The 24,034-nt window shown below is 66.0% G+C and carries 24 protein-coding genes; 15 read left to right on the top strand and 9 right to left on the bottom strand.

The genetic code is table 11. From position 1 onward, the window contains the following. Positions 1-654, bottom strand: a complete 654-nt coding sequence (fsa, locus tag ACU0AG_RS08215) for a fructose-6-phosphate aldolase (protein WP_482781780.1) — start codon at positions 652-654, stop codon at positions 1-3. A gap of 59 nt (positions 655-713) precedes the next feature. Between fsa and ACU0AG_RS08210 the strand changes: the two genes are divergently transcribed. After that, positions 714-1,373 (top strand): DUF2490 domain-containing protein, encoded by a 660-nt coding sequence (locus tag ACU0AG_RS08210; protein WP_482781779.1) that lies wholly within the window; start codon positions 714-716, stop codon positions 1,371-1,373. Here ACU0AG_RS08210 and ACU0AG_RS08205 read toward each other — a convergent pair. Beyond that, on the bottom strand, positions 1,370-2,065 hold the full coding sequence (locus tag ACU0AG_RS08205) for a DUF4197 domain-containing protein (protein WP_482781778.1): 696 nt from the start codon (positions 2,063-2,065) through the stop codon (positions 1,370-1,372). The two genes, ACU0AG_RS08210 and ACU0AG_RS08205, sit on opposite strands and share 4 nt — an antisense overlap. Positions 2,066-2,121: 56 nt before the next feature. Here ACU0AG_RS08205 and ACU0AG_RS08200 point away from each other — a divergent pair, with 56 nt between their 5' ends. From ACU0AG_RS08200 to ACU0AG_RS08190, 3 genes are read left to right on the top strand one after another with little or no spacing between them, the layout of a single operon-like run. Continuing rightward, positions 2,122-4,287 (top strand): primosomal protein N', encoded by a 2,166-nt coding sequence (locus ACU0AG_RS08200; protein ID WP_482781777.1) that lies wholly within the window; start codon positions 2,122-2,124, stop codon positions 4,285-4,287. 36 nt (positions 4,288-4,323) lie between these two features. Further along, on the top strand, positions 4,324-5,883 hold the full coding sequence (locus tag ACU0AG_RS08195; RefSeq protein WP_482781776.1) for a cryptochrome/photolyase family protein: 1,560 nt from the start codon (positions 4,324-4,326) through the stop codon (positions 5,881-5,883). A gap of 23 nt (positions 5,884-5,906) precedes the next feature. Then, a complete protein-coding gene (locus ACU0AG_RS08190) occupies positions 5,907-6,542 on the top strand; it encodes a glutathione S-transferase family protein (protein ID WP_482781775.1) in 636 nt (211 codons plus the stop codon). Between the two features lie 242 nt (positions 6,543-6,784). On the opposite strand, the gene ada is transcribed toward ACU0AG_RS08190, so the two are convergent. Beyond that, complete coding sequence (gene ada / locus ACU0AG_RS08185) at positions 6,785-7,819, bottom strand: bifunctional DNA-binding transcriptional regulator/O6-methylguanine-DNA methyltransferase Ada (RefSeq protein WP_482781774.1); 1,035 nt, start codon at positions 7,817-7,819, stop codon at positions 6,785-6,787. A 91-nt stretch (positions 7,820-7,910) separates the two neighbouring features. Between ada and ACU0AG_RS08180 the strand changes: the two genes are divergently transcribed. Both ACU0AG_RS08180 and ACU0AG_RS08175 read left to right on the top strand, forming a co-directional pair. Continuing rightward, positions 7,911-9,470: a S1 family peptidase gene (locus ACU0AG_RS08180; protein WP_482781773.1), complete on the top strand. Its 1,560-nt coding sequence runs from the start codon at positions 7,911-7,913 to the stop codon at positions 9,468-9,470. Then, positions 9,467-9,607: a hypothetical protein gene (locus ACU0AG_RS08175; RefSeq protein ID WP_482781772.1), complete on the top strand. Its 141-nt coding sequence runs from the start codon at positions 9,467-9,469 to the stop codon at positions 9,605-9,607. Before ACU0AG_RS08180 ends, ACU0AG_RS08175 begins: the two co-directional genes overlap by 4 nt. 42 nt (positions 9,608-9,649) lie before the next feature. Here the strand turns inward: ACU0AG_RS08175 and ACU0AG_RS08170 are convergent, their stop codons facing one another. Next, positions 9,650-10,477, bottom strand: a complete 828-nt coding sequence (locus tag ACU0AG_RS08170; protein WP_482781771.1) for a TauD/TfdA dioxygenase family protein — start codon at positions 10,475-10,477, stop codon at positions 9,650-9,652. Between the two features lie 206 nt (positions 10,478-10,683). Between ACU0AG_RS08170 and ACU0AG_RS08165 the strand changes: the two genes are divergently transcribed. The 7 genes from ACU0AG_RS08165 to ACU0AG_RS08135 all read left to right on the top strand — a co-directional run bounded on the left by ACU0AG_RS08165 (position 10,684) and on the right by ACU0AG_RS08135 (position 18,307). Further along, a complete protein-coding gene (locus ACU0AG_RS08165) occupies positions 10,684-11,238 on the top strand; it encodes a F0F1 ATP synthase subunit delta (RefSeq protein ID WP_482781770.1) in 555 nt (184 codons plus the stop codon). An 11-nt stretch (positions 11,239-11,249) separates the two neighbouring features. After that, on the top strand, positions 11,250-12,779 hold the full coding sequence (gene atpA / locus ACU0AG_RS08160) for a F0F1 ATP synthase subunit alpha (protein ID WP_482781769.1): 1,530 nt from the start codon (positions 11,250-11,252) through the stop codon (positions 12,777-12,779). 12 nt (positions 12,780-12,791) lie between these two features. Further along, entirely contained in the window at positions 12,792-13,661 is an 870-nt protein-coding gene (locus tag ACU0AG_RS08155; RefSeq protein WP_482781768.1) for a F0F1 ATP synthase subunit gamma, read from the top strand. Between the two features lie 21 nt (positions 13,662-13,682). Next, the gene (gene atpD, locus ACU0AG_RS08150; protein WP_482781767.1) at positions 13,683-15,137 is read left to right on the top strand and encodes a F0F1 ATP synthase subunit beta; all 1,455 of its coding nucleotides are present in this window, start codon (positions 13,683-13,685) and stop codon (positions 15,135-15,137) included. Between the two features lie 136 nt (positions 15,138-15,273). Continuing rightward, positions 15,274-15,531: an ATP synthase F1 subunit epsilon gene (locus tag ACU0AG_RS08145; protein ID WP_349514036.1), complete on the top strand. Its 258-nt coding sequence runs from the start codon at positions 15,274-15,276 to the stop codon at positions 15,529-15,531. 165 nt (positions 15,532-15,696) lie between these two features. Further along, entirely contained in the window at positions 15,697-17,817 is a 2,121-nt protein-coding gene (locus ACU0AG_RS08140; protein ID WP_482781766.1) for a prolyl oligopeptidase family serine peptidase, read from the top strand. 250 nt (positions 17,818-18,067) lie between these two features. Continuing rightward, positions 18,068-18,307 (top strand): DUF1153 domain-containing protein, encoded by a 240-nt coding sequence (locus tag ACU0AG_RS08135; protein WP_482781765.1) that lies wholly within the window; start codon positions 18,068-18,070, stop codon positions 18,305-18,307. A gap of 4 nt (positions 18,308-18,311) precedes the next feature. Here ACU0AG_RS08135 and ACU0AG_RS08130 read toward each other — a convergent pair whose 3' ends face one another. Both ACU0AG_RS08130 and glmU read right to left on the bottom strand, forming a co-directional pair. Next, the gene (locus tag ACU0AG_RS08130; protein ID WP_482781764.1) at positions 18,312-18,587 is read right to left on the bottom strand and encodes an HNH endonuclease; all 276 of its coding nucleotides are present in this window, start codon (positions 18,585-18,587) and stop codon (positions 18,312-18,314) included. Continuing rightward, a complete protein-coding gene (gene glmU, locus ACU0AG_RS08125) occupies positions 18,584-19,966 on the bottom strand; it encodes a bifunctional UDP-N-acetylglucosamine diphosphorylase/glucosamine-1-phosphate N-acetyltransferase GlmU (RefSeq protein ID WP_482781763.1) in 1,383 nt (460 codons plus the stop codon). Before glmU ends, ACU0AG_RS08130 begins: the two co-directional genes overlap by 4 nt. Before the next feature lie 76 nt (positions 19,967-20,042). On the opposite strand from glmU, the gene ACU0AG_RS08120 reads away from it, so the two are divergent. After that, complete coding sequence (locus ACU0AG_RS08120) at positions 20,043-20,738, top strand: HAD-IA family hydrolase (RefSeq protein ID WP_482781762.1); 696 nt, start codon at positions 20,043-20,045, stop codon at positions 20,736-20,738. Between the two features lie 125 nt (positions 20,739-20,863). Continuing rightward, the gene (locus ACU0AG_RS08115; RefSeq protein ID WP_482781761.1) at positions 20,864-21,793 is read left to right on the top strand and encodes an SDR family NAD(P)-dependent oxidoreductase; all 930 of its coding nucleotides are present in this window, start codon (positions 20,864-20,866) and stop codon (positions 21,791-21,793) included. Positions 21,794-22,224: 431 nt separating this feature from the next. On the opposite strand, the gene ACU0AG_RS08110 is transcribed toward ACU0AG_RS08115, so the two are convergent. The 3 genes from ACU0AG_RS08110 to ACU0AG_RS08100 are packed head-to-tail and all read right to left on the bottom strand — an operon-like array spanning position 22,225 to position 24,032. After that, positions 22,225-22,578, bottom strand: coding sequence for a DUF2794 domain-containing protein (locus ACU0AG_RS08110; protein WP_482781760.1), 354 nt, complete (start codon positions 22,576-22,578; stop codon positions 22,225-22,227). Between the two features lie 8 nt (positions 22,579-22,586). Further along, complete coding sequence (gene epsC, locus ACU0AG_RS08105; RefSeq protein WP_482781759.1) at positions 22,587-23,315, bottom strand: serine O-acetyltransferase EpsC; 729 nt, start codon at positions 23,313-23,315, stop codon at positions 22,587-22,589. 45 nt (positions 23,316-23,360) lie between these two features. Then, positions 23,361-24,032 carry an HdaA/DnaA family protein gene (locus tag ACU0AG_RS08100; protein WP_482781758.1) on the bottom strand — a complete coding sequence of 224 codons (672 nt, stop codon included), beginning with the start codon at positions 24,030-24,032 and terminating at the stop codon, positions 23,361-23,363. Positions 24,033-24,034: the final 2 nt, after the last annotated feature.

The raw sequence follows: 24,034 nt of genomic DNA, 5'->3' as shown, positions 1-24,034 counted from the left end.
TTAGAGGATCGATTGCCCGGTCTTGGCCCAGTCGGCCATGAAGCCTTCGATGCCCTTGTCGGTCAGCACGTGCTTGAACAGCGCATGGATCACCGCAGGCGGCGCGGTCATCACGTCGGCGCCGATCTTGGCAGCCTGCAGCACGTGGGTGGTGTGGCGCACGCTGGCGACAAGGATTTCAGTGGCGAAGTTGTAGTTGTCGTAGATCAGGCGGATGTCCTCGATCAGGTCCATCCCGTCAAAGCCGTTATCGTCATGCCGCCCGACGAAGGGCGAGATGAAGGTCGCCCCGGCCTTGGCCGCGAGCAGCGCCTGATTGGCCGAGAAGCACAGCGTGACGTTCACCATCGTGCCGTCCGAGGTCAACGCCTTGCAGGTCTTCAGGCCATCGACCGTGAGCGGCACCTTGATGCAGACATTGTCGGCGATCTTGCGCAGGACTTCGGCCTCTTTCATCATCGTCGCGTGATCCAATGCGACCACCTCGGCGCTCACCGGCCCATCGACGATCCCGCAGATTTCCCTGGTCACTTCCATGAAATCCCGCCCCGACTTGGCGATCAGCGAGGGATTGGTCGTCACCCCATCGAGCAGGCCGGTGGCGGCAAGTTCGCGGATCGGTTCGATCTCGGCGGTGTCGACGAAGAATTTCATGGGTTCACTCCGGAAAATTTGCGATGGCCAGCGGTAAGCGGCAGGCCTAGGGGTCCGGAATGACTCGAAGGCCGATCCGGTTTGCGCTGCTGCTTGCCGCCACCATCGCGGCTTGGCAACCGTCGAAAGCGCTGGCCAGCGAAGAAGACACGCAATTCTGGCTGAACGCCATTGCCACCGGTCCCATCGGGCAAGGCACCACGCTAACACTCGACGCCACCCAACGCTGGCGCGGCGACGATAACGTCGGCAATGACCAGCAGACCATCCGCGTGACGGTGGAACAGCGGGTCGCCGAAAACGCCCGGCTGGGCGGCGGCATCATGCTTTTCGACACCGCGGGACTGACCGAAATCCGCACCCACCAGCAGGCGACCTTCACGCGCGGAAGGATTGAGGCGCGCACCCGGCTGGAACAGCGCTTCTTCGACGGCGCAGACCGGATGGAGCTGCGCCTGCGCCAGCGCGTGACCTATAATCAGCCGATTGCGGAAAACTGGCGGGCAAGCGCCGGGGTGGAATGGCTCGGCATCGTCCAGTCACGCCGGCGCAACGAGGGCACATCCACCGAACAATGGCGGTTGCAGGCAGCGCTCGTTCACAAGGCGAGCGAGCGGCTTGACGTAGGGGTGATCTACTGGATGGTGTCCTTCCCGCGCGGCAACCGTCCGCAGCGGACCAGCCACATCCCGCAGGCGGCGATCACCTACCGTTTCTAGATTCGTCCCAGCCCGCCGAAAACGCCGATCAACAGCGGATCGCGGGTGGCTCCGGGATTGGCGCGGATCGCGGCTTCCTCGCGTGCGATTTCGCCCCACACGGCATTGTCGACCTCGCGGCCCACGCGTGTCGCGACGCCGGCGACATCGACCCCGGTGAGCGCGCCCAGCGCCTGCCCGACCAGCGGATCGCGTGACAGGCGCAGCGCCTCGCCCAGTTCGGGCACCATCGCATCGAGCAGCGCCGTGCCTACCTGTCCGCGCAGATAGGTGCTGGCGGCGCTCGGCCCGCCGCGCACCAGATCAATCGCGTTTTCGAACCCGATCACGCTGATCGCATCGGTCACCACGGGCGCGGCGCGATAGCTCGCATCGATCGCGAATCCGGCGAAGCGTTCTTCCAGCTGGTCCTTGAACAGCTGCGAGGTCAGGATACGCGACAGCACATCGCCGCGGGTGCCGAGCAACTGGTTGAGGCCGACGCGGGCGACCTGTTCATCCCAGAAACCGCCCGGCGCGGTCAGGCGCGCAAAGGCATTCTCGCTGGCGAGCAGCAGCATCCGGCGCACCGCTTCGACCATGCTGAACCCGCCGGTTCCGGCACAGCCGGGCAGCAGCAACAGGGTCGCACCGCCAGCCGCTCCGGCGAGCAGTGCGCGGCGGGTCGGGGCAAGGTTCAGCATATCGGCCATTTTTTCCAGTCCTCCAGCTTGCCCGATCCTAATGGCGGTGCCCATATGGCGGCAAGATGAACCGCATCCGCCTGTTAGTTCTGAACGCTGCATTGGGCCCGCTGGATTACCGGCTGCCCGAAGGCGTGGCTGCGCCAGCGGGCAGCGTGGTGATCGCGCCGCTCGGTCCGCGCAAGGTGACCGGCATCGTGTGGGACGAGGGGCGCCTGCCGGGTGAGGACATCGCCTTTGAACGCCTGCGGCCGATTCTCGAAGTGCTGCGCGTGCCGCCCTTGCCCGCTCCCTTGCGGCGGCTGATCGAGTGGACGGCGGATTACTATTGCGCGCCGCTCGCCAGCGTCGCCCGCATGGCGCTGGCGAGCGGCGGGGCCTTGGGCGGGCCAGCGACGATGACCGAATACCGCCTGTCGGGCAGCACGCCCCAACGCATGACCGCGCAGCGCCTCGCCGCGATCGCGGCGCTGGAGGGCGAACAGGGCACTATGCGCGAACTGGCGGGGATTGCGGGCGTTTCAGAAGGCGTGCTGCGCGGCCTTGCGGGTCAGGGCGTGATCGAGCCGGTGACGGTCAATATCGACCGGCCCTACCCGCCCGCCGATCCCGGCTTCGCGCCGCCCGATCTTTCGCCGGCACAAGGCGCAGTTGCGGCGCGGCTGGTGCAGGCGGTGCAGGCGCGCGCCTTTGCCCCCTTCCTGCTCGACGGGGTGACCGGATCGGGCAAGACCGAAACCTATTTCGAACCCGTGGCGCAGGCGCTGCGCATGGGGCGGCAGGTGCTGGTGCTCCTGCCCGAAATCGCCTTGACCGAGAACTTCCTTGCCCGCTTTTCCGCCCGTTTCGGCGCGGCGCCGGTGCTGTGGCATTCCTCGCTGAAGTCGACCGAGCGGCGGCGGGCCTGGCGGGCGATTGCCGATGGTTCGGCGCAGGTGGTGGTCGGTGCGCGTTCGGCGCTGTTCCTGCCCTATGCGAACCTCGGCCTGATCGTGGTCGATGAAGCGCACGAGATCAGCTTCAAGCAGGATGACGGGGTGCGCTACAACGCCCGCGATGTCTCGGTGATGCGCGCCCGGTTCGAGGGCATTCCGGTGGTGCTGGCGAGCGCCACGCCTGCGCTCGAAAGCCTGCACATGGCGACACAGGGCGTCTACGAGAAACTCGATCTTCCCGCCCGTTTCGGCGGGGCGAGCCTGCCGGCAGTGCGCCTCATCAACCTCACCGAGGAAAAGCCCGGCAGCCAGCGCTGGCTCGCCGGGCCGCTGATCGATGCCCTGCGCGACCGGCTGGACAGGGGCGAACAATCGCTCTTGTTCCTCAACCGCCGCGGCTATGCCCCGCTGACGCTGTGCCGCAATTGCGGGCATCGCTTCAAATGCCCCTCGTGCAGCGCATGGCTGGTCGAACACCGGCTCTCGGCGCGCCTCGCGTGCCACCATTGCGGGTTCGAGACGCGGGTGCCCGATGCCTGCCCCGAATGCGGGGAAAGCGATTGCCTCGTCGCCTGCGGCCCCGGTGTGGAACGCATCGCCGCCGAGGTCGCCGAGCTGTTCCCGCAGGCCCGCGTGGCCGTGGCGACCTCGGACACGCTCAATACCCCGGACAGGGCAGCGGCATTCATCGCGCAGGCCGAAGCCAGGGCGATCGACATCATCATCGGCACGCAACTGGTGACCAAGGGCTTCCACTTCCCCGATCTGACGCTGGTGGGCGTGGTCGATGCCGACCTCGGGCTCGAAGGCGGAGACCTGCGCGCAGGCGAGCGCACCTTCAGCCAGATCGCGCAGGTGGCAGGCCGCGCCGGACGCGGGGCCAAGCCGGGCGAGGTGCTGATCCAGACCCGCCACCCCGATGCCCCCGTGATCGCCGCGCTGGCGAATGGCGACCGCGACGGGTTCTACGCCGCCGAAACGCAGGCGCGCCGCGATGCCAATGCGCCCCCCTTCGGACGCTGGGCGGCGATCATCCTGTCCTCCGAAGACGAAAAGGAAGCGCGCGAGGCTGCGGTGCGGCTGGGCGACCGGCGCCCGCGGCTGCCGGACGTGCAGATCCTTGGCCCTGCACCTGCCCCGCTGGCGCTGCTGCGCGGCCGCTACCGCTTCCGCTTTCTGGTCAACGCCAGGCGCAGCGCCAACCTGCAAGCATGCTTGCGCGACTGGATCGGCGCGGTGAACTTCCCCCCCGGCGTGCGTGTGGGGGTGGATGTGGACCCCTATTCCTTCGTTTGACGAAACCAATTCAGGGTGCCCCGCGTATCCCCCCGCATGACCCGCCCTATCCTTGTGCCGATCCTCGGCGACCAGCTGTCGCGCACCATCTCCAGCCTTGACGGCCTCGACCCCGCCGAAACCCGCGTCCTGATGATGGAGGTGTGGGACGAGGCGACCTATGTGAAGCACCACAAGCAGAAGATCGTGCTGATCTTTGCCGCCATGCGCCACTTCGCCGACGAACTTCGCGCCGAAGGCTGGCAGGTCGATTACGTGCGCCTCGACGCGTCCGAAAACACCGACAGCTTCACCGGCGAAGTCGCCCGCGCCGTCGAACGCCATGCCCCGTCCGAAATCCGCGTGACCGAGGCCAGCGAATGGCGCGTGCATCAGGCGATGTGCGAATGGGAGGGCCGCTTCCCCTGCCCTGTCTCGATCCTGCCCGACACCCGCTTCATCGCCACGCACGCCGATTTCCGCGCCTTCGCCGAGGGTCGCAAGCATCTGACGATGGAGTATTTCTACCGCGAAATGCGGCGCAAGACCGGGTTGCTGATGGAGGGCGACAAGCCGGTCGGCGGCGTGTGGAACCTCGATGCGGAAAACCGCGAACCGCCGAAGGAGGGCCTGAAAGCGCCCCCCGCCCCCAAATTCGCGCCCGATGCGATCACGCACGAGGTAATCGCGCTCGTCGGCCAGCGTTTCCCCGACCATTTCGGCGATCTTGAACCCTTCGGCTGGCCCGTTACCCGCGAACAGGCGCTGGAAGCCGCCGATGCTTTCTTCGCCCGCCGCCTCGCGCTGTTCGGCCCCTATCAGGACGCGATGGTGCATGGGCAAGACGACCTCTACCATTCGATGCTTTCGACCAGCATCAATATCGGGCTGCTGGACCCGCTGGAGTTGTGCCAGCGCGCCGAGGCGGAATACCGCGAGGGCCGCGCTCCCTTGAATTCGGTCGAGGGCTTCATCCGCCAGATCATCGGCTGGCGCGAATATGTGCGCGGGTTCTACTGGCACCAGATGCCGGGGCTGGCCGAGGCCAACGAACTCGCCGCGCACCGCCCGCTGCCGGAGTTCTTCTGGACGGGGCAGACCGACATGCGCTGCCTTGCCGATTGCATCCGCACCACGCGGGAAGATGCCCATGCGCACCACATCCAGCGCCTGATGGTGCTCGGCAATTTCTGCCTGATCGCGGGGATCGATCCGGCGCAGGTCGCCGACTGGTATCTCGCCGTCTATGCCGACGCCTTCGACTGGGTGGAGCTGCCCAATGTCGCGGGCATGGTGCTCTATGCCGATGGCGGCAGGCTGGCGACCAAGCCCTATGCGGCGTCCGGCAATTACATCAACAAGATGTCGAACTATTGCGGAGGCTGCCGCTACAAGGTCGCCCAGAAGACCGGGCCGAACGCCTGCCCCTTCAATCCGCTCTACTGGCACTTCATGGACGCGAACCGCAGCCGCCTCGAAAGCAACCACCGCATCGGGCGAATCTACGCGACATGGGACCGGATGGGCGAGGCCAAGCAACGCGAATATCGGACAAGCGCCGAAAAATTCCTCGACTCTCTCGAACCCGCCCGCAAAGGCTGGGCCAGAAACGCATAACGTAACTGACACGGGAGAGAGCCATGCTGACCATCCACCACCTGCGCCTGTCGCAATCCGAACGCATCGTCTGGCTGGCCGAGGAGCTGGGGCTGGATTACGATCTGAAGCTCTACACCCGCCGCACCGACAACCGCCTCGCGCCCGACGAATACAAGGCGCTCCACCCGATGGGCATCGCGCCGGTGATCACCGACGGCGACCTCGTGCTGGGCGAGAGCGGGGCAATCATGGACTATATCGTGGCGAAGTATGCCCCCGGTACGGCGCTGGTGCCGGGCGCGGATCATCCGGACTTTGCCGACCACCTGTTCTACTACCACTGGGCCAACGCAACCTTCATGACCAACGGCATGATGGCGCTGGTGGCGCAGTTCATGGGCGCAAAGGAGCTGCCGCCCTTCGTGGCAGACCGGGTGCAGAAGGGCTGGGCGATCGTCGAAAAGCGGCTGGGCGAGGCGGACTATTTCGGCGGCGCGCAGCTGACCACGGCGGACATCATGATGGGCTTCCAGCTCACCACCAGCCGCGCGATGAGCGGGATGGGGATCGACCACCTGCCGAACCTCAAGGCCTACCTGAAGCGCATCGGCGAGAGGCCCGCGTATCAGGCGGCGATGGCAAAGTGCGAACCGGGGATGCCGCCGAAGCTGGATTGATCGCGCCTCTCGTCATTGCGAGGAGCGTAGCGACGCGGCAATCCATGGACAAATGTCACCGCCAATTGGAACCGTCAGGCCATGGATTGCTTCGCTGCGCTCGCAATGACGAAATAAGGGGAAAGCGTCCCGACCCCGTCACCCCAACCAAAGCTGGGGCCTCGGGCGGCAAGTACTGCACGATGAGGCTCTCGGTCCCAGCTTTGGCTGGGATGACGAGATGGGCAATTTTGCACTCCCCCTCACGCCCCCTCCCTTCTCAACAACTCCGCCTTGATCTCCAGCCCATAGGCATAGCCCCCCAGCGAGCCATCCGCCGCGATCACCCTGTGACATGGGATCAGCACCGCGACATTGTTCGCCCCGTTCGCGCCGCCGACCGCGCGGCTCGCCTTGGGGTTGCCGAGTGCCGCCGCCAACTCGCCATACGACCGCGTCTCGCCATGCGGGATGCGGCGCAGTTCGTCCCAAACGCGCTGCTGGAAGGCGGTGCCTTTCACGTCGAGCGGGATCGCAGCCGAGCCCGGCCCCGGCTGTTCGACCGCCGCCAGCACAGCCGCGAAAAGCTCGCGAAAATCCTCGCCCGCCGGCACCAGCCGGGCCTTGGGAAAGCGCGCCTGCAACTCGGCCTCGCCCTCTCCGAAGGCGAGGCAGCACACGCCCTTGTCGGTCGCTGCGACCAGCATCGGCCCCAGCGATGTGGCGAGCACCGCCCAATGCACGCGCTTGCCCGCGCCGCCCCTGCTCCAGTCGCTTGCCGTCATGCCGAGCCTTCCTTTGGTGTTTTCGTAGAACTGTTTAGACCCCGCGTAGCCCGCTCTTGCCACCGCCTCGCCCACGCCCAGACCTTGGCTTAGCGCGGCGCGCAGCCGCTCTTCGCGCAGTGCCTTGGCATAGGCGGCGGGCGTGAGGCCGGTGCTGCGTTTGAACAATCGCTGGAAGTGGGTCGGGGCATAGCCGGTCAGCGCAGCCAGCGCCTCCAGCGTCATAGCACCTTCATCGCGGATGGCGGCGATCGCGGCGAGCACGCAGGCCTCCTCCGCGCTTTGCGCATCGGGAGAGCAGCGTTTACAATCCCTTAGCCCCGCCTCCTGCGCTTCTTTCGCGTTCGGGTAGAACCGCACGTTCTTGCGCAAAGGCGCTCGCGCCGGGCAGGAGGGACGGCAATAGATGCCGGTCGAATGGACGCCGGTGACGAAGGCCCCGTCAAACCGCCGGTCCTTGTCCAGCACCGCCTGCCAGCGCGCATCGTCGGAAATGTTCTGCCAATGTTTCACGTGAAACATTTTGCCACAGCAACCCCCGCCCCGCACCCCCGGAGTTTGCGTTCAATCTCGCACACGCCGGAAAAGGCGGTATAAGCGCGCCATGAACCGGCTTCTCCGCGCGTTTGCCCTTCTCCTTGCCCTGCTTTGCGTGCCTGCCGCGGCCGATCCCGGCGATGTCGATGCGGCAGCGCGGGGCGTGGTGCGGGTGGTGATCATCGGCGAGGACGCAGGCGAGCCTGCGCCGGTCAGCCACGGCACCGGCTTTGCTGTCAGCCCGACCCGGATTGTCACCAACGCCCATGTCATCGCCGAGGCGTTGCAGGACGATACCCTGCGCGTCGGGATCGTCCCGCCAGAGGGCGCGGGCGGCGCCTTTGCGCGGGTGATCGCTGTCTCCCCGCGCAACGATCTGGCGCTGCTGGAGATTGCCAAAGGCAGCCTGCGCCTGCCGCCGCTGGCGCTGGCGGGCGGGGTCGGTAGCAATCTTGGCGAGGTATCGGCGGTCGGTTATCCGATGAATGTCGATCTGGCGCAGGGGCTTGATATTGCGGACATCTTCCGCGCCCAGCCGCCGGTGAAAAGCCGCGGCTTCCTGTCGGGCGAGCGGCCTTCGCGGCAGTTCGACACGATCCTCCACACCGCCCCCATCGCACGCGGCAATTCGGGCGGGCCGCTGCTCGATCCGTGCGGGCGGGTGATCGGGGTCAACTCCTTCAGCGCGGATTCGGCGAGCGGGGATGCGGAGTTCTACTTCGCGGTGTCCTTGCGCGAACTGCTACCCTTCCTGCGCGAGAACGGGGTCGAGCCGGTGACCAATACCCTCCCCTGCCGCTCGATCGACGAGCTGAATGCCGAGGAACGCCAGCGGCTGGAGGCGGAGCAATCGCAGGCCCGTGCGCGGCTGGCCGAACGGGCCGAGACCTTGCGCGAAGTGCGCGAGGAAGCGCTGCTGACCGCACAGATGGAGGTGCTCGGCGAGCGCGAGAACCGCATGGCGCTGGCGCTGATCGCGCTGCTGGCGGCGGTCGGCAGCGGCTATGCGGCGGCGGTGTGGCGCGGCGATGCGGCGCGGCGCAAGCATGCGGGCCTTGCCGCGGGAGCCGCAGGTGCGGCGCTGGTTGTCGCCGGCCTGCTATGGGTCACCCGCCCCGGCCTGACCGAAATCGAGGACCGCGTCGCCGCCGCCGTCGCCGAGGCCGAAGGCGGCCCCGCTCCCGGCACCGCCGCCACGCTCTCGCAAGCCTCCGAAGGATCGCTGATCTGCACGCTGGTGCCCGAACGCAGCCGCGTGACCGCCGCGCGCACCGATGATGTCGCCTTCGACTGGACCGCCGACGGCTGCGTCAACGGGCGCACGCAATACGGGCTCGGCAAGGGCGGCGAATGGCAGCGGGTGTTCGCCGCGCAGGAAGATGCGGCGGTGGCGGTCAACACCTATGACCCGGCAACCCGCACCCTGCGCACCGACCGCTATCTGCTGGGACAGGATGCCCTTGCCGCCGCGCGCGAGGCCCGCGCCGCCTACGCGCCGCCCGCCTGCGGGGTGAGCGATGCAGCCCGCACGCTGGGCGAGCAGCAATCGGCTCTGATCGCCGCCCTGCCCGAGCGGCCGAACGAGCGGCTGGTCTATGCCTGCACCGCCAAGGCGGCCAGTCGGTGAGCCGCAAGCGCTGGCTGATGCTGGCCGCGGCGCTGCTGGCCCTGCTGCTGGGCGGGCGGATGGGCTTGCGCTACCTCGACTGGCAGGCCTCCGAGGCCGGACGCGAAAACGCCGCGCCTCAAGCAGCGCAGCGTTAGGCGATCAAAAACCCCTCAAGCAGCGCAGCGTTAGGCGGGTTACTACGCCGCCAGCGCCTCTCCGGTCAGGGTGATGCGATGCATCTCGCGGGCATGGCCGTGGTAGTCGTTGAGCGCATAGTGCCAGGTGGTGCGGTTGTCCCAGATCGCCACCGTGCCCGGTTCCCACACCACGCGGCACTGGTTGGTGTCGCCGACGGCGGCGGCCAGCAGCTTCGACAGCAAGGGCTGGCTCTGCTCGCGGGTCTGCCCGACGAAATTGATCGTGAACGCGCCATTGACATAAAGCAGCCGCCGCCCCGTGACCGGATGGCGGATCACCACCGGATGCACCGCGCCGGTGACAAGATCCTTGCCGCGCAGGTGTGCCGCCTGATCGGTTCCCGAGTAGGCGCCATCCTCGCGGTAGATGTGGTCGGCGGTGTGGAAGGCTTGCAGCCCCTCGATCGCCGCCTTGGTCTCCTCGTCCAGATCGTCATAGGCTGCGCCCATATGCGCAAACAGCGTGTCGCCCCCCGATGGCGGCAGCACCCGCGCCACCAGCACCGATCCCATCGCCGGAATCTGGTCATAGGAATGATCGGTGTGCCACCCGCCCCCGATATTGGTGGTCTGTTCGGGGGCCTTGCTGACCAGCGCGATTTCAGGCCAGCGCGGGTCGAGCGGGAAATAGTTGTTGAGGTCGATCCCGCCCCAGCGCTTGCCGAAGGCGATGTGATCTTCGGGCGAGAAGTCCTGATCGCGGAACACCGCTACGCCGTGTTCGTAAATCGCCTGCTTGATCGCCGCCATTTCGGCATCGCTGCATGAAGCGAGCGAAACGCCCGCGATCTCGACCCCGCAGCGCGGGCCCATCGGCCTTGTATCCATGATCCACTCCCCCGGGCGATTGTCGCCTCTCGCGCGGCAATCTGTCGCGATGACGCATCCGTGTCCAGAGAATCCCGCCCACCGGCTTGCAGGAACGGGAATCAATTGCTAGGCGCGCGCCAACCTTGAGGGGTGCCCCCGTGCATCCCCCACTCCCAAGGCCCAAGCATTACCCTTTTCAAGCTTCGCAAGAGGATTGCACGCGCGTGGATATTTCCGCCGGTATCAAGGCTAGCCTGGCTGGTCGCTATGCCTCGGCCCTGTTCGATCTCGCCAGCGAGAACGGCAAGGTCACCGCTGTCGAGAAAGATCTCGATACGCTGGGGGCGGCCCTCGCCGAATCGGGCGATCTGGCCGCGCTGACCACCAATCCCGAACTTGCCCGCGATGTGCAGGGCAAGGCGATGGCTGCCGTGGCCAAGAAGCTGAAGCTTTCGGCCCTCACCGCCAACTTCCTCGGCGTGCTTGCGGCCAACCGCCGTCTTGGCAAGCTGCCCGGCATCATTTCCGCGTTCAAGGCGATTGCCGCGGCCCAGCGCGGCGAAGTGACCGCCACGGTCACCAGCGCCCATCCCCTCAGCGACGACCAGATCGCTGCGCTCAAAACCAAGCTGACAGCGCGCGAAGGCCGCACTGTCATGCTGTCCGCCAAGGTCGACCCCGACCTTCTCGGCGGTCTTGTCGTCACCATCGGTTCGCAGCGCATTGATGCCTCGATCCGCACCCGTCTCAACTCGCTTGCCACGGCTATGAAGGCCTAAAGGACAAAGTCATGGAAATCCGCGCCGCAGAAATCTCGAAGGTCATCAAGGACCAGATCGCCAATTTCGGCACCGAAGCCGAAGTCAGCGAAACCGGCACCGTGCTGTCGGTGGGTGACGGGATCGCCCGCATCCACGGCCTCGATCAGGTGCAGGCCGGCGAGATGGTGGAATTCGCCAACGGGGTGCAGGGCATGGCCCTCAACCTCGAAGCCGATAACGTCGGCGTCGTGATCTTCGGCTCGGACAGCGAGATCAAGGAAGGCGATGTCGTCAAGCGCACCGGCACCATCGTCGACGTGCCGGTCGGCAAGGGCCTGCTGGGCCGCGTCGTGGACGCGCTCGGCAACCCGATCGACGGCAAGGGGCCGATCGTCGCCGACAAGCGCATGCGCGTCGAAGTGAAGGCGCCCGGCATCATCCCGCGCGAATCCGTGTCGGAGCCCGTCCAGACCGGCCTCAAGGCGATTGACGCCCTCGTGCCCGTCGGCCGTGGCCAGCGCGAGCTGATCATCGGTGACCGCCAGACCGGCAAGACCGCCGTCGCGATCGACACCTTCATCAACCAGAAGGAAGCCAACGCGGGCGACGACGAGAAGAAGAAGCTCTACTGCGTCTATGTCGCGGTCGGCCAGAAGCGTTCGACCGTCGCCCAGATCGTCAAGCAGCTCGAAGAAAACGGCGCGATGGAATACTCCATCGTCGTCGCCGCGACCGCTTCGGAGCCCGCCCCGCTCCAGTACCTCGCGCCCTACACCGGCTGCGCAATGGGCGAATTCTTCCGCGACAACGGCATGCACGCCGTGATCGTGTACGACGACCTTTCCAAGCAGGCCGTCGCCTACCGCCAGATGTCGCTGCTGCTGCGTCGTCCTCCGGGCCGCGAAGCCTATCCGGGCGACGTGTTCTATCTCCACAGCCGCCTGCTTGAGCGTGCGGCGAAGATGAACGAGGAAAACGGCCACGGTTCGCTGACCGCGCTGCCGATCATCGAAACGCAGGCGGGCGACGTGTCGGCCTACATCCCGACCAACGTGATCTCGATCACCGATGGCCAGATCTTCCTCGAAACCGGCCTGTTCTATCAGGGCATCCGTCCGGCGATTAACGTTGGCCTTTCGGTCAGCCGCGTCGGCGGTGCCGCCCAGACAAAGGCGATGAAGAAGGTCTCGGGCTCGATGAAGCTCGACCTCGCGCAGTACCGTGAAATGGCGGCCTTCGCGCAGTTCGGCTCGGACCTCGACGCCGCCACGCAGAAGCTGCTGAACCGCGGTGCGCGCCTGACCGAGCTGCTGAAGCAGAAGCAGTTCTCGCCGATGCCGTTCGAAGAGCAGACCGTGTCGATCTACGCCGGCACCAACGGCTTCCTCGACAGCATTCCGGTGAACCGCGTCAACGAATACGAAGCCCAGATGCTCGAATTCATGCGCCGCGAACACGGCGATGTGCTGGCCGAAATCCGCACCTCGAAGAAGTTCGAAGGCGAAGTCGCGGACAAGACCAAGGCCGCGCTCGAAGCTTTCGGCAAGCAGTTCGCTTAAGGACGCCCTGACGTGCCCTCACTCAAGGAACTCAAGGGCCGGATCAACTCGGTCAAATCGACCCAGAAGATCACCAAGGCCAAGCAGATGGTCGCGGCGGCCAAGCTGCGCCGTGCCCAGGCTGCGGCCGAGGCCGGTCGGCCCTATGCCACCCGCCTCAGCGCGGTGATGGCCAGCCTCGCGAGCAAGGTTTCGGGCGATGCCGCGCCGAAGCTGCTCGGCGGCACGGGTAGCGACCAGCGCAACCTCCTCGTGGTGGTCAACACCGACAAGGGGCTGTGCGGCGGTCTCAACTCGAACCTCGTCAAGGCTGCCAAGGCCAAGGCGCGCGAGCTGCAAGCCGCTGGCAAGCAGGTCGAATTCTACCTCGTCGGCAAGAAAGGTCGCGCGCCGCTGAAGCGTGAATTCCCGAACCTGATCGGCGAAGGCTTCGACACCAGCACGGTCAAGACCCCGGGCTTCACCGAGGCCGAAGCCATCGCCAATGAACTGATTGCGATGTTCGACGCCGGCAAGTTCGATGTCGCGCACCTGATCTACCCGACCTTCAAGTCGGCGCTGGCGCAGGACCCGACCGTGACCCAGCTGATCCCCGTCCCCGCCCCGACCGATGCGGTCGTCGCGGACGCCGTGGTGCAGTACGAGCCGGGCGAGGAGGAAATCCTCGAAGAACTGCTGCCGCGCTATGTGCGCACCCAGCTGTTCGGCGCGCTGCTTGAGCGCGAGGCCTCGGAACAGGGCGCCTCGATGACCGCGATGGACAACGCCACGCGCAACGCGGGCGAGCTGATCCAGAAGCTCACCATCCAGTACAACCGCAGCCGCCAGGCCGCGATCACCACCGAACTCATCGAAATCATCGCCGGCGCTGAAGCGCTGTAATCGAAGGCTAAGGAACGAAACATGGCCACCGCCGCTCTCAACCAGACCACCAACGGCACGATCAGCCAAGTCATCGGCGCCGTCGTCGACGTGCAGTTCGAAGGTGAACTGCCCGCGATCCTCACCGCGCTCGAAACCAAGAACGGCGACAAGACGCTGGTGCTCGAAGTCGCCCAGCACCTTGGCGAGAACACCGTGCGCACCATCGCGATGGACGCGACCGAGGGCCTGACCCGCGGCAGCGAAGTCGTGAACACCGGCGCGCAGATCTCGGTGCCGGTTGGCCCCAAGGTCCTCGGCCGCATCATGAACGTCGTCGGCGAAGCGATCGACGAGCGCGGCCCGATCGGCGCGGAAACCACCGCCCCGATCCACGCCGAGGCACCGGCCTTCGTCGACCAGTCGACCGAAGCCGCGATCCTTGTCACCGGCATCAAGGTGATCGACCTCCTCGCCCCCTACGCCAAGGGCGGCAAGATCGGCCTGTTCGGCGGCGCGGGCGTCGGCAAGACCGTGCTGATTCAGGAACTGATCAACAACATCGCCAAGGGCCACGGCGGCGTGTCGGTGTTCGCCGGCGTCGGTGAGCGCACCCGCGAGGGCAACGACCTCTACCACGAATTCCTCGACGCGGGCGTTATTGCCAAGGACGCCGATGGCAATGCGACCTCGGAAGGCTCCAAGGTGGCGCTGGTGTTCGGCCAGATGAACGAGCCCCCGGGCGCCCGCGCGCGCGTCGCGCTCTCGGGCCTGACCATGGCGGAATACTTCCGCGACGTCGAAGGCCAGGACGTGCTGTTCTTCGTCGACAACATCTTCCGCTTCACGCAGGCCGGTTCGGAAGTGTCGGCGCTGCTCGGTCGCATTCCCTCGGCGGTGGGCTACCAGCCGACGCTGGCGACCGACATGGGCAAGCTGCAGGAGCGCATCACCTCGACCACCAAGGGTTCGATCACCTCGGTGCAGGCGATCTACGTGCCCGCAGACGACTTGACCGACCCCGCGCCCGCGACCTCCTTCGCGCACCTTGACGCGACCACCACGCTCAGCCGCGCGATCTCGGAACTCGGTATCTATCCGGCGGTGGACCCGCTGGACTCGACCAGCCGCGTGCTCGAACCCCGCGTCGTCGGTGCCGAGCACTACGAAACCGCCCGCCGCGTTCAGGAAACGCTGCAGAAGTACAAGTCGCTTCAGGACATCATCGCCATTCTCGGGATGGATGAACTGTCGGAAGAGGACAAGCTGATCGTCGCCCGCGCGCGCAAGCTGCAGAAGTTCCTGTCGCAGCCGTTCCACGTCGCCGAAGTCTTCACCGGCATCCCGGGCTGCTTCGTGCAGCTCGAAGACACCGTGAAGAGCTTCAAGGCGGTTGTGGACGGCGAATACGACCATCTGCCGGAACAGGCCTTCTACATGGTTGGCGGGATCGACCAGGCGGTCGAGAAGGCCAAGAAGATGGCTGAGGAAGCGTAATCCGCTTTCCCCTCCCGCCTGCGGGAGGGGAGCGAGACTTGCCAGCTTGCTGGCTAGTCGCAGCGGGGTGGGCCGCCACCGGCCCATTCCCACCCCCAGCCCCTCCCGCAAGCGGGAGGGGGGTTAGGAAGAGACAATGCCCCTCCACTTCGAACTCGTCACCCCGGCCAAGCTCGTCCGTTCGGAAGACGTCCACATGGTGGTCGTCCCCGGCACCGAAGGCGAATTCGGCGTGCTGGAGGGTCATGCGCCCTTCATGAGCACGATCCGCGACGGCGCGGTGCAAGTCTTTGCTTCGGCCAATGCCGCACCCGAAATCATTCAGGTGCGCGGCGGCTTTGCCGAGGTCAATGAAAAGGGCCTCACCGTGCTCGCCGAGCACGTCGAGGGGTAAGCCCCGCATCATTCGACGAACGACCAACAAGGGCGGGCCAGTGGCTCGCCCTTTTTGCGTCGAACCCCTTCACATTGCACGCCAGCCTAGGCACAACACGGGCCTGCTTATCCCTTGAGGAGAGGACGCTTGAAACTTGTCTCCACTTTCGCACTGGCACTCGCAATGACTGTGACCGCAACCACCGGCGCCGCCGCGCAGGGCGCGCCTGCAACCCCCGCCGCAGAAGCCCCGATCCCCGGGCCCGAGCAGGATCCCTATATCTGGCTTGAGGAAGCCCGCAGCCCCGAGGCGCTGGAATGGGTCGCCAGGGAGAACGAGCGCACCCTCGCCGCCTTCGAATCTGATCCGCGTTACGCACAGGCCAAGGCCGAGGCGCTGGCGATTTTCGACAGCAACGACCGCATCCCCTTCGTCAGCTTCCGCCCCGATGGTCTCTACAATTTCTGGCAGGACAAGGCGAACCCCAAGGGCGTGCTGCGCCGCACCACGCTGGAAAGCTACCGCACCGAAAACCCGACATGGGAAGTCGTGCTGGATATTGACGCGCTCGCCAAGGCCGAGGGCAAGGAATGGGTCTATCAGGGCTCGACCTGCCTGCCGCCGGCGCTCAACAAGTGCATGATCGCGCTGTCCGATGGCGGCGAGGATGCCACCATCATGCGCGAGTTCGACACCACCACCAAGCAGTTCGTCGAAGGCGGCTTCGTGCTCGATCAGAAGAGCCAGGGAGGCATCAGCTGGATCGACGAGGACACGCTGCTGGTCGGCCGCAGCTTTGGCGAGGGCACGCTGACCACCAGCGAATATCCCTTCACCAGCCGTGTCTGGAAGCGCGGCACGAACATCGCGGACGCGCAGGAAATCTTCCGCGGCGAGCCGACCGACGTTTGGGCCGGCGCCAGCCTGCTGCGTGACAACACCGGCACAATCCACGCCCGCACCGCCTTCCGCGGGATCAGCTTCCACGAAAGCCTCTACTTCGTCGAAAAGGACGGGGCATGGGTGCAGCTCGACATCCCCAAGAAGGCAGCGCCCTACGGCATCGTCGACGGGCACCTGCTGGTCTCGACCGACGAGGACTGGACGGTGGACGGACAGACCTTCCCCGCCGACAGCCTGATCGCGATGGATCTGGAAGAATGGAAGGCCAACCCCAACGGCGCGAAGAAGACGCTGGTGTGGGCGCCGGGCGAACGCCAGACCAAGCAGGGCGGTGCGATCACCGGTTCCTCGCTGTTCGTGACCCTGCTCGACAATGTCGTTGGCAAGGTGCTGCAATTCAACTTTGAAGGCGGGAAATGGGTCAGCAAGCAGATCGCCCTGCCCGATAACGCCACGCTCGGCATCGCGGCATCTTCCGACGAAACCGACCAGATCATGTACACGGTCAGCGGTTTCCTTGAACCGACCACGCTTTACTACGCCGATGGATCGGGCGACCCGCAGGTGCTCAAGACCTCGCCCGCCTATTTCGACCCCACAGGCATGGAAGTCGAACAGCATCAGGCAACCAGCAAGGACGGGACGAAGATCCCCTATTTCATCGTCAAGCCCAAGGGGATGAAGCTGGACGGCTCCACCGCGACGCTGCTGACCGGTTACGGCGGCTTCCAGGTCCCGCGCCTGCCGGGTTATCTCGGCTCCACGGGCAAGCTGTGGGTGGAAAAGGGCGGCGCCTATGTGCTCGCCAACCTGCGCGGCGGCGGCGAGTTCGGGCCGATGTGGCACCAGACCGCGATCCGCGAGAACAAGCAGCGCACCTGGGACGATTTCATCGCGGTGGGCGAGGATCTGGTGAAGCGCGGTTTCACCAGCCCCAAACATCTCGGTATCCAGGGCGGCTCGCAAGGCGGCCTCCTGGTCGGCACCTTCTTCACCCAGCGGCCCGACCTGCTGAACGCGGCGATCGTGCAGATCCCGCTGTTCGACATGGTCCGCTATCACCTGATCGGGCGCGGGGCTTCGTGGATCGGCGAATATGGCGATCCGCGCATCCCCGAACAGCGGGCGTGGATCGACGGCTATTCGCCCTACCAGAAGATCGTGGCGGGCGTGGATTATCCCTCGCCCTTCCTGTGGGCCTCGACCGCCGACGATCGCACCCATCCGGCGCACGCGCGCAAGGGTGCGGCGAAGCTGAAGGAACTGGGCCAGCCCTATTATTACTTCGAGGATACCACCGGCGGCCATTCGGGCGGGGTCGACAATGACCAGCGCGCCAAGCTGCAGGCGCTGCAATTCGTCTATCTGATGCAGCGCCTGATGGGGCCTGCTGGCGAGTAAATCCCGCACCCGCGTCAATCACGGAGGGGCGGTTCCGGCAGCGGGGCCGCCCCTCTTTGCGTTAGTCCTGCGCGGGCAACGCAACTGCCTGTAAAACAAGCCGACACTTCGCGCTCGGCTCGTCGCAATCGCGGCACGGCAGGAACCCTCAATGCCGGTTTAACCATGTCCGGCAGCACCTCGTTAAGTCTGCCCGTCAACACTTGGCCCATCGGGGGCGATGACGAGCACAAGCGACGAGGAGCACACGATGGCCTATCCCAGAACCGTTTCGATCGCCGATGCGATCAAGAGCTACTACGCCCTGCCCCGCAACCACCGGGTGCACTGGTCGAAGGCGCGCAAGGACGAGGTGGTGCGCGCCGTGCGCGACCGCGCCATGAGCTTTGCCGAGGCCCGCGAACGCTACCTGTTGAGCCGCAGCGAGTTCGAACAATGGGAGGCCGATTACATCGCCAGCGGCGGAGAGGCGGCGCGGCAGGACGCTTAAAAGATTACCGCGTCGGCGCGTCGAAGTCGGCAGGTTTGTTCGCGATCCAGCTGACGAACTTGGCGATGGCAGGGTGGCCGCGGACCACCGCCACATCATCGCCGATCCGGGCCAGCTCGTTATTGGTGAAGTTGGCGTGGATGGTCTTGTGGCAGATCGGGTGGATCGGCACCTTCACCTTGCCCTTCTTGGATTTGGGGACAGGGTGATGCCACTGGACGATATCGCCCAGCGGCCGGTCGCACAGCCAGCAATCGAGCGGGGCGAGATCGTTGCTCACTTCTTCTCGGCCGCCTTTTTCTTTTTCATCGTGTCATGGAAGCGGTCGGCCCAGCCCGGTTTCACCAGTTGCTCGGCGCGCACCATGCGCAGCTCGCCCGGCGCGACATCGCGGCTGACGGTGCTGCCTGCCGCCACAATCGCGTCGGCACCGATGGTGACAGGCGCGACGAGGGCCGAGTTCGATCCGATGAAGGCCCGCTCGCCGATGGTGGTGCGGTATTTGAAATAGCCGTCGTAATTGCAGGTTATCGTGCCCGCGCCGATATTCGCGCCTGCACCGATGGTGGCATCGCCGAGATAGGTGAGGTGGCTCGCCTTGGCGCCTGCGTGCATCACGGCGTTCTTCACCTCGACGAAATTGCCGACGAAGCTGCCTTCCTCCATCACCGTGCCGGGGCGCAGGCGCGCAAACGGGCCGACCTTGACCCCGCTCGCCAGCTTCGCGCCTTCGATGTGGGAATTGGCGCGGATCAGCACATTGTCGGCGATGGTCACGCCGGGGCCGAAAAACACATTTGGTTCGATGGTGACATCGCGGCCCACCTGCGTGTCGTGGCTGAAGAACACCGTTTCGGGTGCAATCAGGGTTGCGCCTTCGTCCATCGCCCTGAGGCGGCGGGCGGCCTGCCAGCGCGCCTCGGCGGCGGCGAGTTCGGCGCGGCTGTTGATGCCCGCCACCTCGTCCGCGCTGTCGGCCACGATCACCGCGCAGGTGCGCCCGTCGGCGATGGCGATGTTGACGATGTCGGGCAGGTAGTATTCCCCCTGCGCATTGTCGTTGCCGACCCGGCCGAGCAGCGCGAACAGGTCGCTGCTGCGCGCCGCGATCAGGCCGGAATTGCACAGGTGGCAGGCCCGCTCGCCTTCGTCGGCGTCCTTGTATTCGACCATCTTGAGGATGCGGCCTTCGTCATCGGCGATCACGCGGCCATAGGCGAGCGGATCTTCGGGTTCGAAGCCCAGCACCACGGCAGCGGGCGCGTCAGGCCCATGCAGCCGCTCCAGCATCACCCGCATCGTCGTTGCCTTGACGAAGGGCACATCGCCATAAAGCACCAGCACATCGCCCGCGAACCCCGCCAGCGCGCCTTCGGCCTGCTGCACCGCGTGGCCGGTGCCGAGCTGCGGTTCCTGCAGGCAGGTCGCCGCCCGCGTCCCCACCGCCTTCTCGATCTGCTCGCGCCCGGCGCCGACCACCACCGCCAGCCGCTGCGGCCCCAGTTCCGCGACGCTCGCCATGAGGTGTTCGAGCATCGGGCGGCCTGCGATTGTGTGCAGCACCTTGTGCGTGTCGCTCTTCATGCGGGTGCCCTTGCCCGCGGCAAGGATGATCGCGGCGAAAGGGTGGCCGGCGGAATGCGTGGTCGTGTCAGTCATGAAAGCCCCTGTAAGCAAACCCGCGCCTGCCAGCAAATGCTTGCGATTTGAAGAAGCATCCGCCACGCGGGCCGCCATGACGCTTATCCCCTTTGACGCCATCGGCTTTGATCTCGACGGCACCCTGCTCGATACCTTCCGCGATCTCGGCGCGGCGGTGAACCATGCGCTGGTGCTGGGAGGCTTTTCCGAGGTGTCGGTGGAGACCAGCAAGGACCTGATCGGCGGCGGGGCCAAGATCATGCTCGCCCGCGCGGTCGAGGCGCAAGGGGGGCTGCCGGACGACGAGTTCAAGCGGCTCTACAAGGCGATGCTGGCCTATTACGAGGATCACAACGCAGTCCACACCGCCCCCTACCCGCGGGTGCGCGAGGTGCTGGCAGAGCTGGCGGCGCAGGGCGTGCGCATGGCAGTCGTCACCAACAAGTTCGAAGCCTTTGCGCGCCGGATCCTCTCGCAGCTTGATCTGATCGACACCTTCGAAACCGTGATCGGCGGCGATTCCATGGGCAAGGGCGCTGACGGCCAGTTCCTCGCCAAGCCCCACCCTGCCCCCGTCCTTGCCGCGTGCGCGGCGCTGGGCGGCGGGCGTTTCGTGTTTCTGGGCGATTCCACCTATGATGTGCGCGCCGCCAAGGCTGCCGGTGTGCCGGTGGTTGCGGCGGCCTATGGCTATTGCGACCGCCCCCCGCACGAGCTGGGCGCGGATGCGGTGATCGATTCGTTTGACGGGCTGATTCCCGCCTTGCAGAGCCTCAAACCCGCAACCTGACCCTACGGCATCGCCCCCTGTCAGTTCGGCAGTTGCAAGCGCTGCGCGAAAGTGCCACGCAGCGCCCCGCAATCCAGTTTACGCAGGCGTAAACCGCGCCGCGTCGCAACCACAGGAGAACACGCATGACCATCAGCTTCAAGGACAAGGTCGCCATCGTCACCGGTGCTGGCGGCGGGCTCGGCAAGGCCTACGCACTCGAACTCGCCCGCCGCGGCGCGAAGGTCGTGGTCAACGACCTCGGCGGATCGCGTGACGGCACCGGCACCTCCGATGCCGCCGCACAGGTGGTGGCCGAAATCGAGGCGATGGGCGGCGAGGCGATGGCCAACGGCGCATCGGTCACCGAATACGAACAGATGGAAAAGATGGTCGCCGACGCCAAGCAGAAGTGGGGCGGCGTGCACATCCTGATCAACAACGCCGGCGTGCTGCGCGACAAGACCTTCGCCAAGATGGAACCGGCGGACTTCGAATTCGTCGTCAAGGTCCACCTCACCGGTTCGGCTTTCGCCACCAAGGCCGCTTGGGAAACCATGCGCGAACAGGGCTATGGCCGCATCCTGATGACCGCGTCCTCGACCGGCCTGTTCGGCAATTTCGGTCAGGCGAACTACGGCGCGGCCAAGCTGGGTCTCGCCGGCCTCACCAAGACGCTGGCGCTGGAAGGCGCGAAGTATAACGTGCGCTGCAACACCCTGTCGCCGGTCGCGGGCACCCGCATGACCGAAGACCTGTTCCCCGAAGAGGCCTTCAAGCTGTTCGCGCCGGAAAACGTGGTGCCTGCCGCGCTGTTCCTGGTGTCGGAAGACGCGCCGACCAACGCCATCGTCGGCGCGGGTGCGGGCGGATTCCACTCCTCGTGGACGGTGATGAACGATGCCGTGTGGCTGCCCGAAGGCGAGCGCACCGTCGAAGGCTTCGCCGCCAACTGGGACGCGATTTCGAGCTTCACCAACCTCATGGCCCCGCAATCGGGCAGCGAGCAATCGGGCAATATCCTCAAGGCCATGCAGAAGGTCACCGGCACCGGCCCCGCCAGCGCGCGCGGCTGATCCGGGGCTCCCGCAGCGGAATTCACGAGGCCCGTCCCCGCAAGGGGGCGGGCCTTTTGCTGTGAAGGTGACAAAGGTGACACCCTGTCCGCTTGTGGGGCATTCGATTACTGCAATTATCTCATAGGCATACACCCGCACCCCGCAAGCGGACGGACAGGGGAACGGGGCACGTTTTCGCAGCCCGCACATCCAGCGGCCTCTCAAGCCGCGCACAACGATAGGAAAGAGCCGGAGCGCGTTTTACCGGTGGGTCGGGGTGTAGGAAATGTCGGCTTTGGCTGGCCGCCAAAAGCTGCCGGTCCGCTATCGAGCCCGTCTTGCTGTTGCCGTCACCCCAGCGAAAGCTGGGGCCTAGGGCCTCTTGGTGCAGCGCTTGCCGCTCTGGATCCCGGCTTTCGCCGGGATGACGAAGTGTAAGACGGTGCGGCCTATTCCACCGCCTTCACCAGCCGCCGCTCCATCGGGGCCAGCACATTCGCCAGATCATGCCCGCGCTTCAGCACCTGCCCGTGTTCGCCGAACAGCGTCCACATGCCCTGCTTGGCCCTGAGCGCCGGGCGCTTTTCCAGCCGCGCTTGCGGGCGTTCAGCGGTGCGGCGGAAGGCGGCGAAGGTGGCGGCGTGCTTGTCGAAATCCATCGCGTAGTCGCGCCATTCACCGGCGGCGACCATGCGGCCGTAAAGATCGAGGATGCGCTGCAACTCGGCGCGCTCGAACCCGACCTGCTCCGCGCCGCGTGCCGGAAAGGCCACCACCTGTCCGGCCATGCCCTGACCCTGCATCCCCGGCTTCAATCCTTGGTCCCGCTCTTGCGCGGCAGTTCGGCATCGACCGGCGCACGTTCGGCCAGCATCGCCTTCATCAGCGCCAGTTCCTCGCGCAAGGTGGCGACCTCGTTTTCGAGCTTCTCCACGCAATCGCGGCGCGGGCGGCCTTCATCGTCGCAGGGGGGATCATCGCAGGGCGTGCCGTAGGGGATGAATTCGCGCAGCCATTCCTCCGCCGGAACCAGCGTCGAACGCGCCTTGATCCCGATCATCGTGGCCCCTGCGGGCACATCGTCGGTGACGACCGCATTGGCGCCGACACGGGCGCGTTCGCCCACCACGATCGGGCCGATAATCTGCGCGCCCGATCCGATGATGACGTTGTCCTTCAGGGTCGGGTGACGCTTGCCCCCCTTGCCGTTGGCAGGATTGGTGCCGCCCAGCGTGACGCATTGGTAGATGGTGACATTGTCGCCGATCTCCGCCGTCTCGCCGATCACGGTAAAGCCGTGGTCGATGAAGAAGTTCTTGCCGATGGTCGCGCCGGGGTGAATGTCGATCGCGGTGAGCAGCCGCGAGAAATGGTTCACCAGCCGGGCGAGGAAATAGAGCTTCGCTTCGAACAGCCAGTGCGCCACGCGGTGCAGGCCAAGCGCGAGGACGCCGGGATAAAGCAGGATTTCCCAGCGCGAACGCGGCGCCGGATCGCGGGCGCGCACCGAGTCCAGATAGCTGATCAGCCGGTCAAACATGGCCCATAGTTTCCCACCAAACCGCCCGCGATGCAACGCGGGACGCTAGAACAGGCGCTGTTGCTCTGGCCCGTGCAGGGCATCGAGCGCGGCGCGCCAGACAGACATGGTGGCGGGCGCCTGCCGTTCAAGGGAGATGCGGTCGATCATCGCCACCAGCGCCTCGATCGCGGCAAAGCTGCGGGTCGTGCGCGGGACGAGGTAATCGGCGGCACCATCGGGCAGCGACAATCCGCGCTGCTCGGCATGGGCGAGGATCAGGTCTGCCGCCATGGCATCATCCGGCGCGCCGATCGCCAGTTGCAGCGAACCGCCGATGCGCGAGGCCAGATCGGGCAGCGCGATCCGCCAGCCGCCGCTTTCCTCATCGACATTGGCGACCAGCAGCAGCGCGCCGCCTTCCTGTTCCTTGGCGCGCGATCCGCCCTGCTGCACCGCGTTCCAGCGGTGGAACAGCTCTGTCTCGTCCGCCTTTTCGGCATCGTCGATCACCTCGAGCCGGTCTGCACCCGCCAGCCCCTGCGCCCAGCGCGCCAGCAGGCTCTTGCCAGAACGCGGCGGTCCGGTGAGCACGGCAACGTGGAACGGCCAGCTGGCGGGGGTCTGCAAGGCCTCGATCACGGCGGCATTGGCATTGCCCGCCACAATCCGGCGCGCGCCATCGGCACTGCGGGCCGCCAAAGGCAGGGCGATCTGCGAGGGAGCGGTGGCTGTCATCG

The sequence above is a fragment of the Erythrobacter sp. RANMB8 genome, assembly GCF_056848235.1.
This window is presented reverse-complemented; position numbering and strand designations above follow the sequence as displayed.

Excerpts from the sequence above, each read along its gene's own strand:
- fsa (WP_482781780.1), bottom strand. The coding sequence starts at position 654 with ATGAAATTCTTCGTCGACACCGCCGAGATCGAACCGATCCGCGAACTT.
- ACU0AG_RS08210 (WP_482781779.1), top strand. The coding sequence starts at position 714 with ATGACTCGAAGGCCGATCCGGTTTGCGCTGCTGCTTGCCGCCACCATC.
- ACU0AG_RS08205 (WP_482781778.1), bottom strand. The coding sequence starts at position 2,065 with ATGGCCGATATGCTGAACCTTGCCCCGACCCGCCGCGCACTGCTCGCC.
- ACU0AG_RS08200 (WP_482781777.1), top strand. The coding sequence starts at position 2,122 with ATGAACCGCATCCGCCTGTTAGTTCTGAACGCTGCATTGGGCCCGCTG.
- ACU0AG_RS08195 (WP_482781776.1), top strand. The coding sequence starts at position 4,324 with ATGACCCGCCCTATCCTTGTGCCGATCCTCGGCGACCAGCTGTCGCGC.
- ACU0AG_RS08190 (WP_482781775.1), top strand. The coding sequence starts at position 5,907 with ATGCTGACCATCCACCACCTGCGCCTGTCGCAATCCGAACGCATCGTC.
- ACU0AG_RS08180 (WP_482781773.1), top strand. The coding sequence starts at position 7,911 with ATGAACCGGCTTCTCCGCGCGTTTGCCCTTCTCCTTGCCCTGCTTTGC.
- ACU0AG_RS08170 (WP_482781771.1), bottom strand. The coding sequence starts at position 10,477 with ATGGATACAAGGCCGATGGGCCCGCGCTGCGGGGTCGAGATCGCGGGC.
- atpA (WP_482781769.1), top strand. The coding sequence starts at position 11,250 with ATGGAAATCCGCGCCGCAGAAATCTCGAAGGTCATCAAGGACCAGATC.
- atpD (WP_482781767.1), top strand. The coding sequence starts at position 13,683 with ATGGCCACCGCCGCTCTCAACCAGACCACCAACGGCACGATCAGCCAA.
- ACU0AG_RS08145 (WP_349514036.1), top strand. The coding sequence starts at position 15,274 with ATGCCCCTCCACTTCGAACTCGTCACCCCGGCCAAGCTCGTCCGTTCG.
- ACU0AG_RS08140 (WP_482781766.1), top strand. The coding sequence starts at position 15,697 with ATGACTGTGACCGCAACCACCGGCGCCGCCGCGCAGGGCGCGCCTGCA.
- ACU0AG_RS08135 (WP_482781765.1), top strand. The coding sequence starts at position 18,068 with ATGGCCTATCCCAGAACCGTTTCGATCGCCGATGCGATCAAGAGCTAC.
- glmU (WP_482781763.1), bottom strand. The coding sequence starts at position 19,966 with ATGACTGACACGACCACGCATTCCGCCGGCCACCCTTTCGCCGCGATC.
- ACU0AG_RS08120 (WP_482781762.1), top strand. The coding sequence starts at position 20,043 with ATGACGCTTATCCCCTTTGACGCCATCGGCTTTGATCTCGACGGCACC.
- ACU0AG_RS08115 (WP_482781761.1), top strand. The coding sequence starts at position 20,864 with ATGACCATCAGCTTCAAGGACAAGGTCGCCATCGTCACCGGTGCTGGC.
- ACU0AG_RS08110 (WP_482781760.1), bottom strand. The coding sequence starts at position 22,578 with ATGCAGGGTCAGGGCATGGCCGGACAGGTGGTGGCCTTTCCGGCACGC.
- epsC (WP_482781759.1), bottom strand. The coding sequence starts at position 23,315 with ATGTTTGACCGGCTGATCAGCTATCTGGACTCGGTGCGCGCCCGCGAT.
- ACU0AG_RS08100 (WP_482781758.1), bottom strand. The coding sequence starts at position 24,032 with ATGACAGCCACCGCTCCCTCGCAGATCGCCCTGCCTTTGGCGGCCCGC.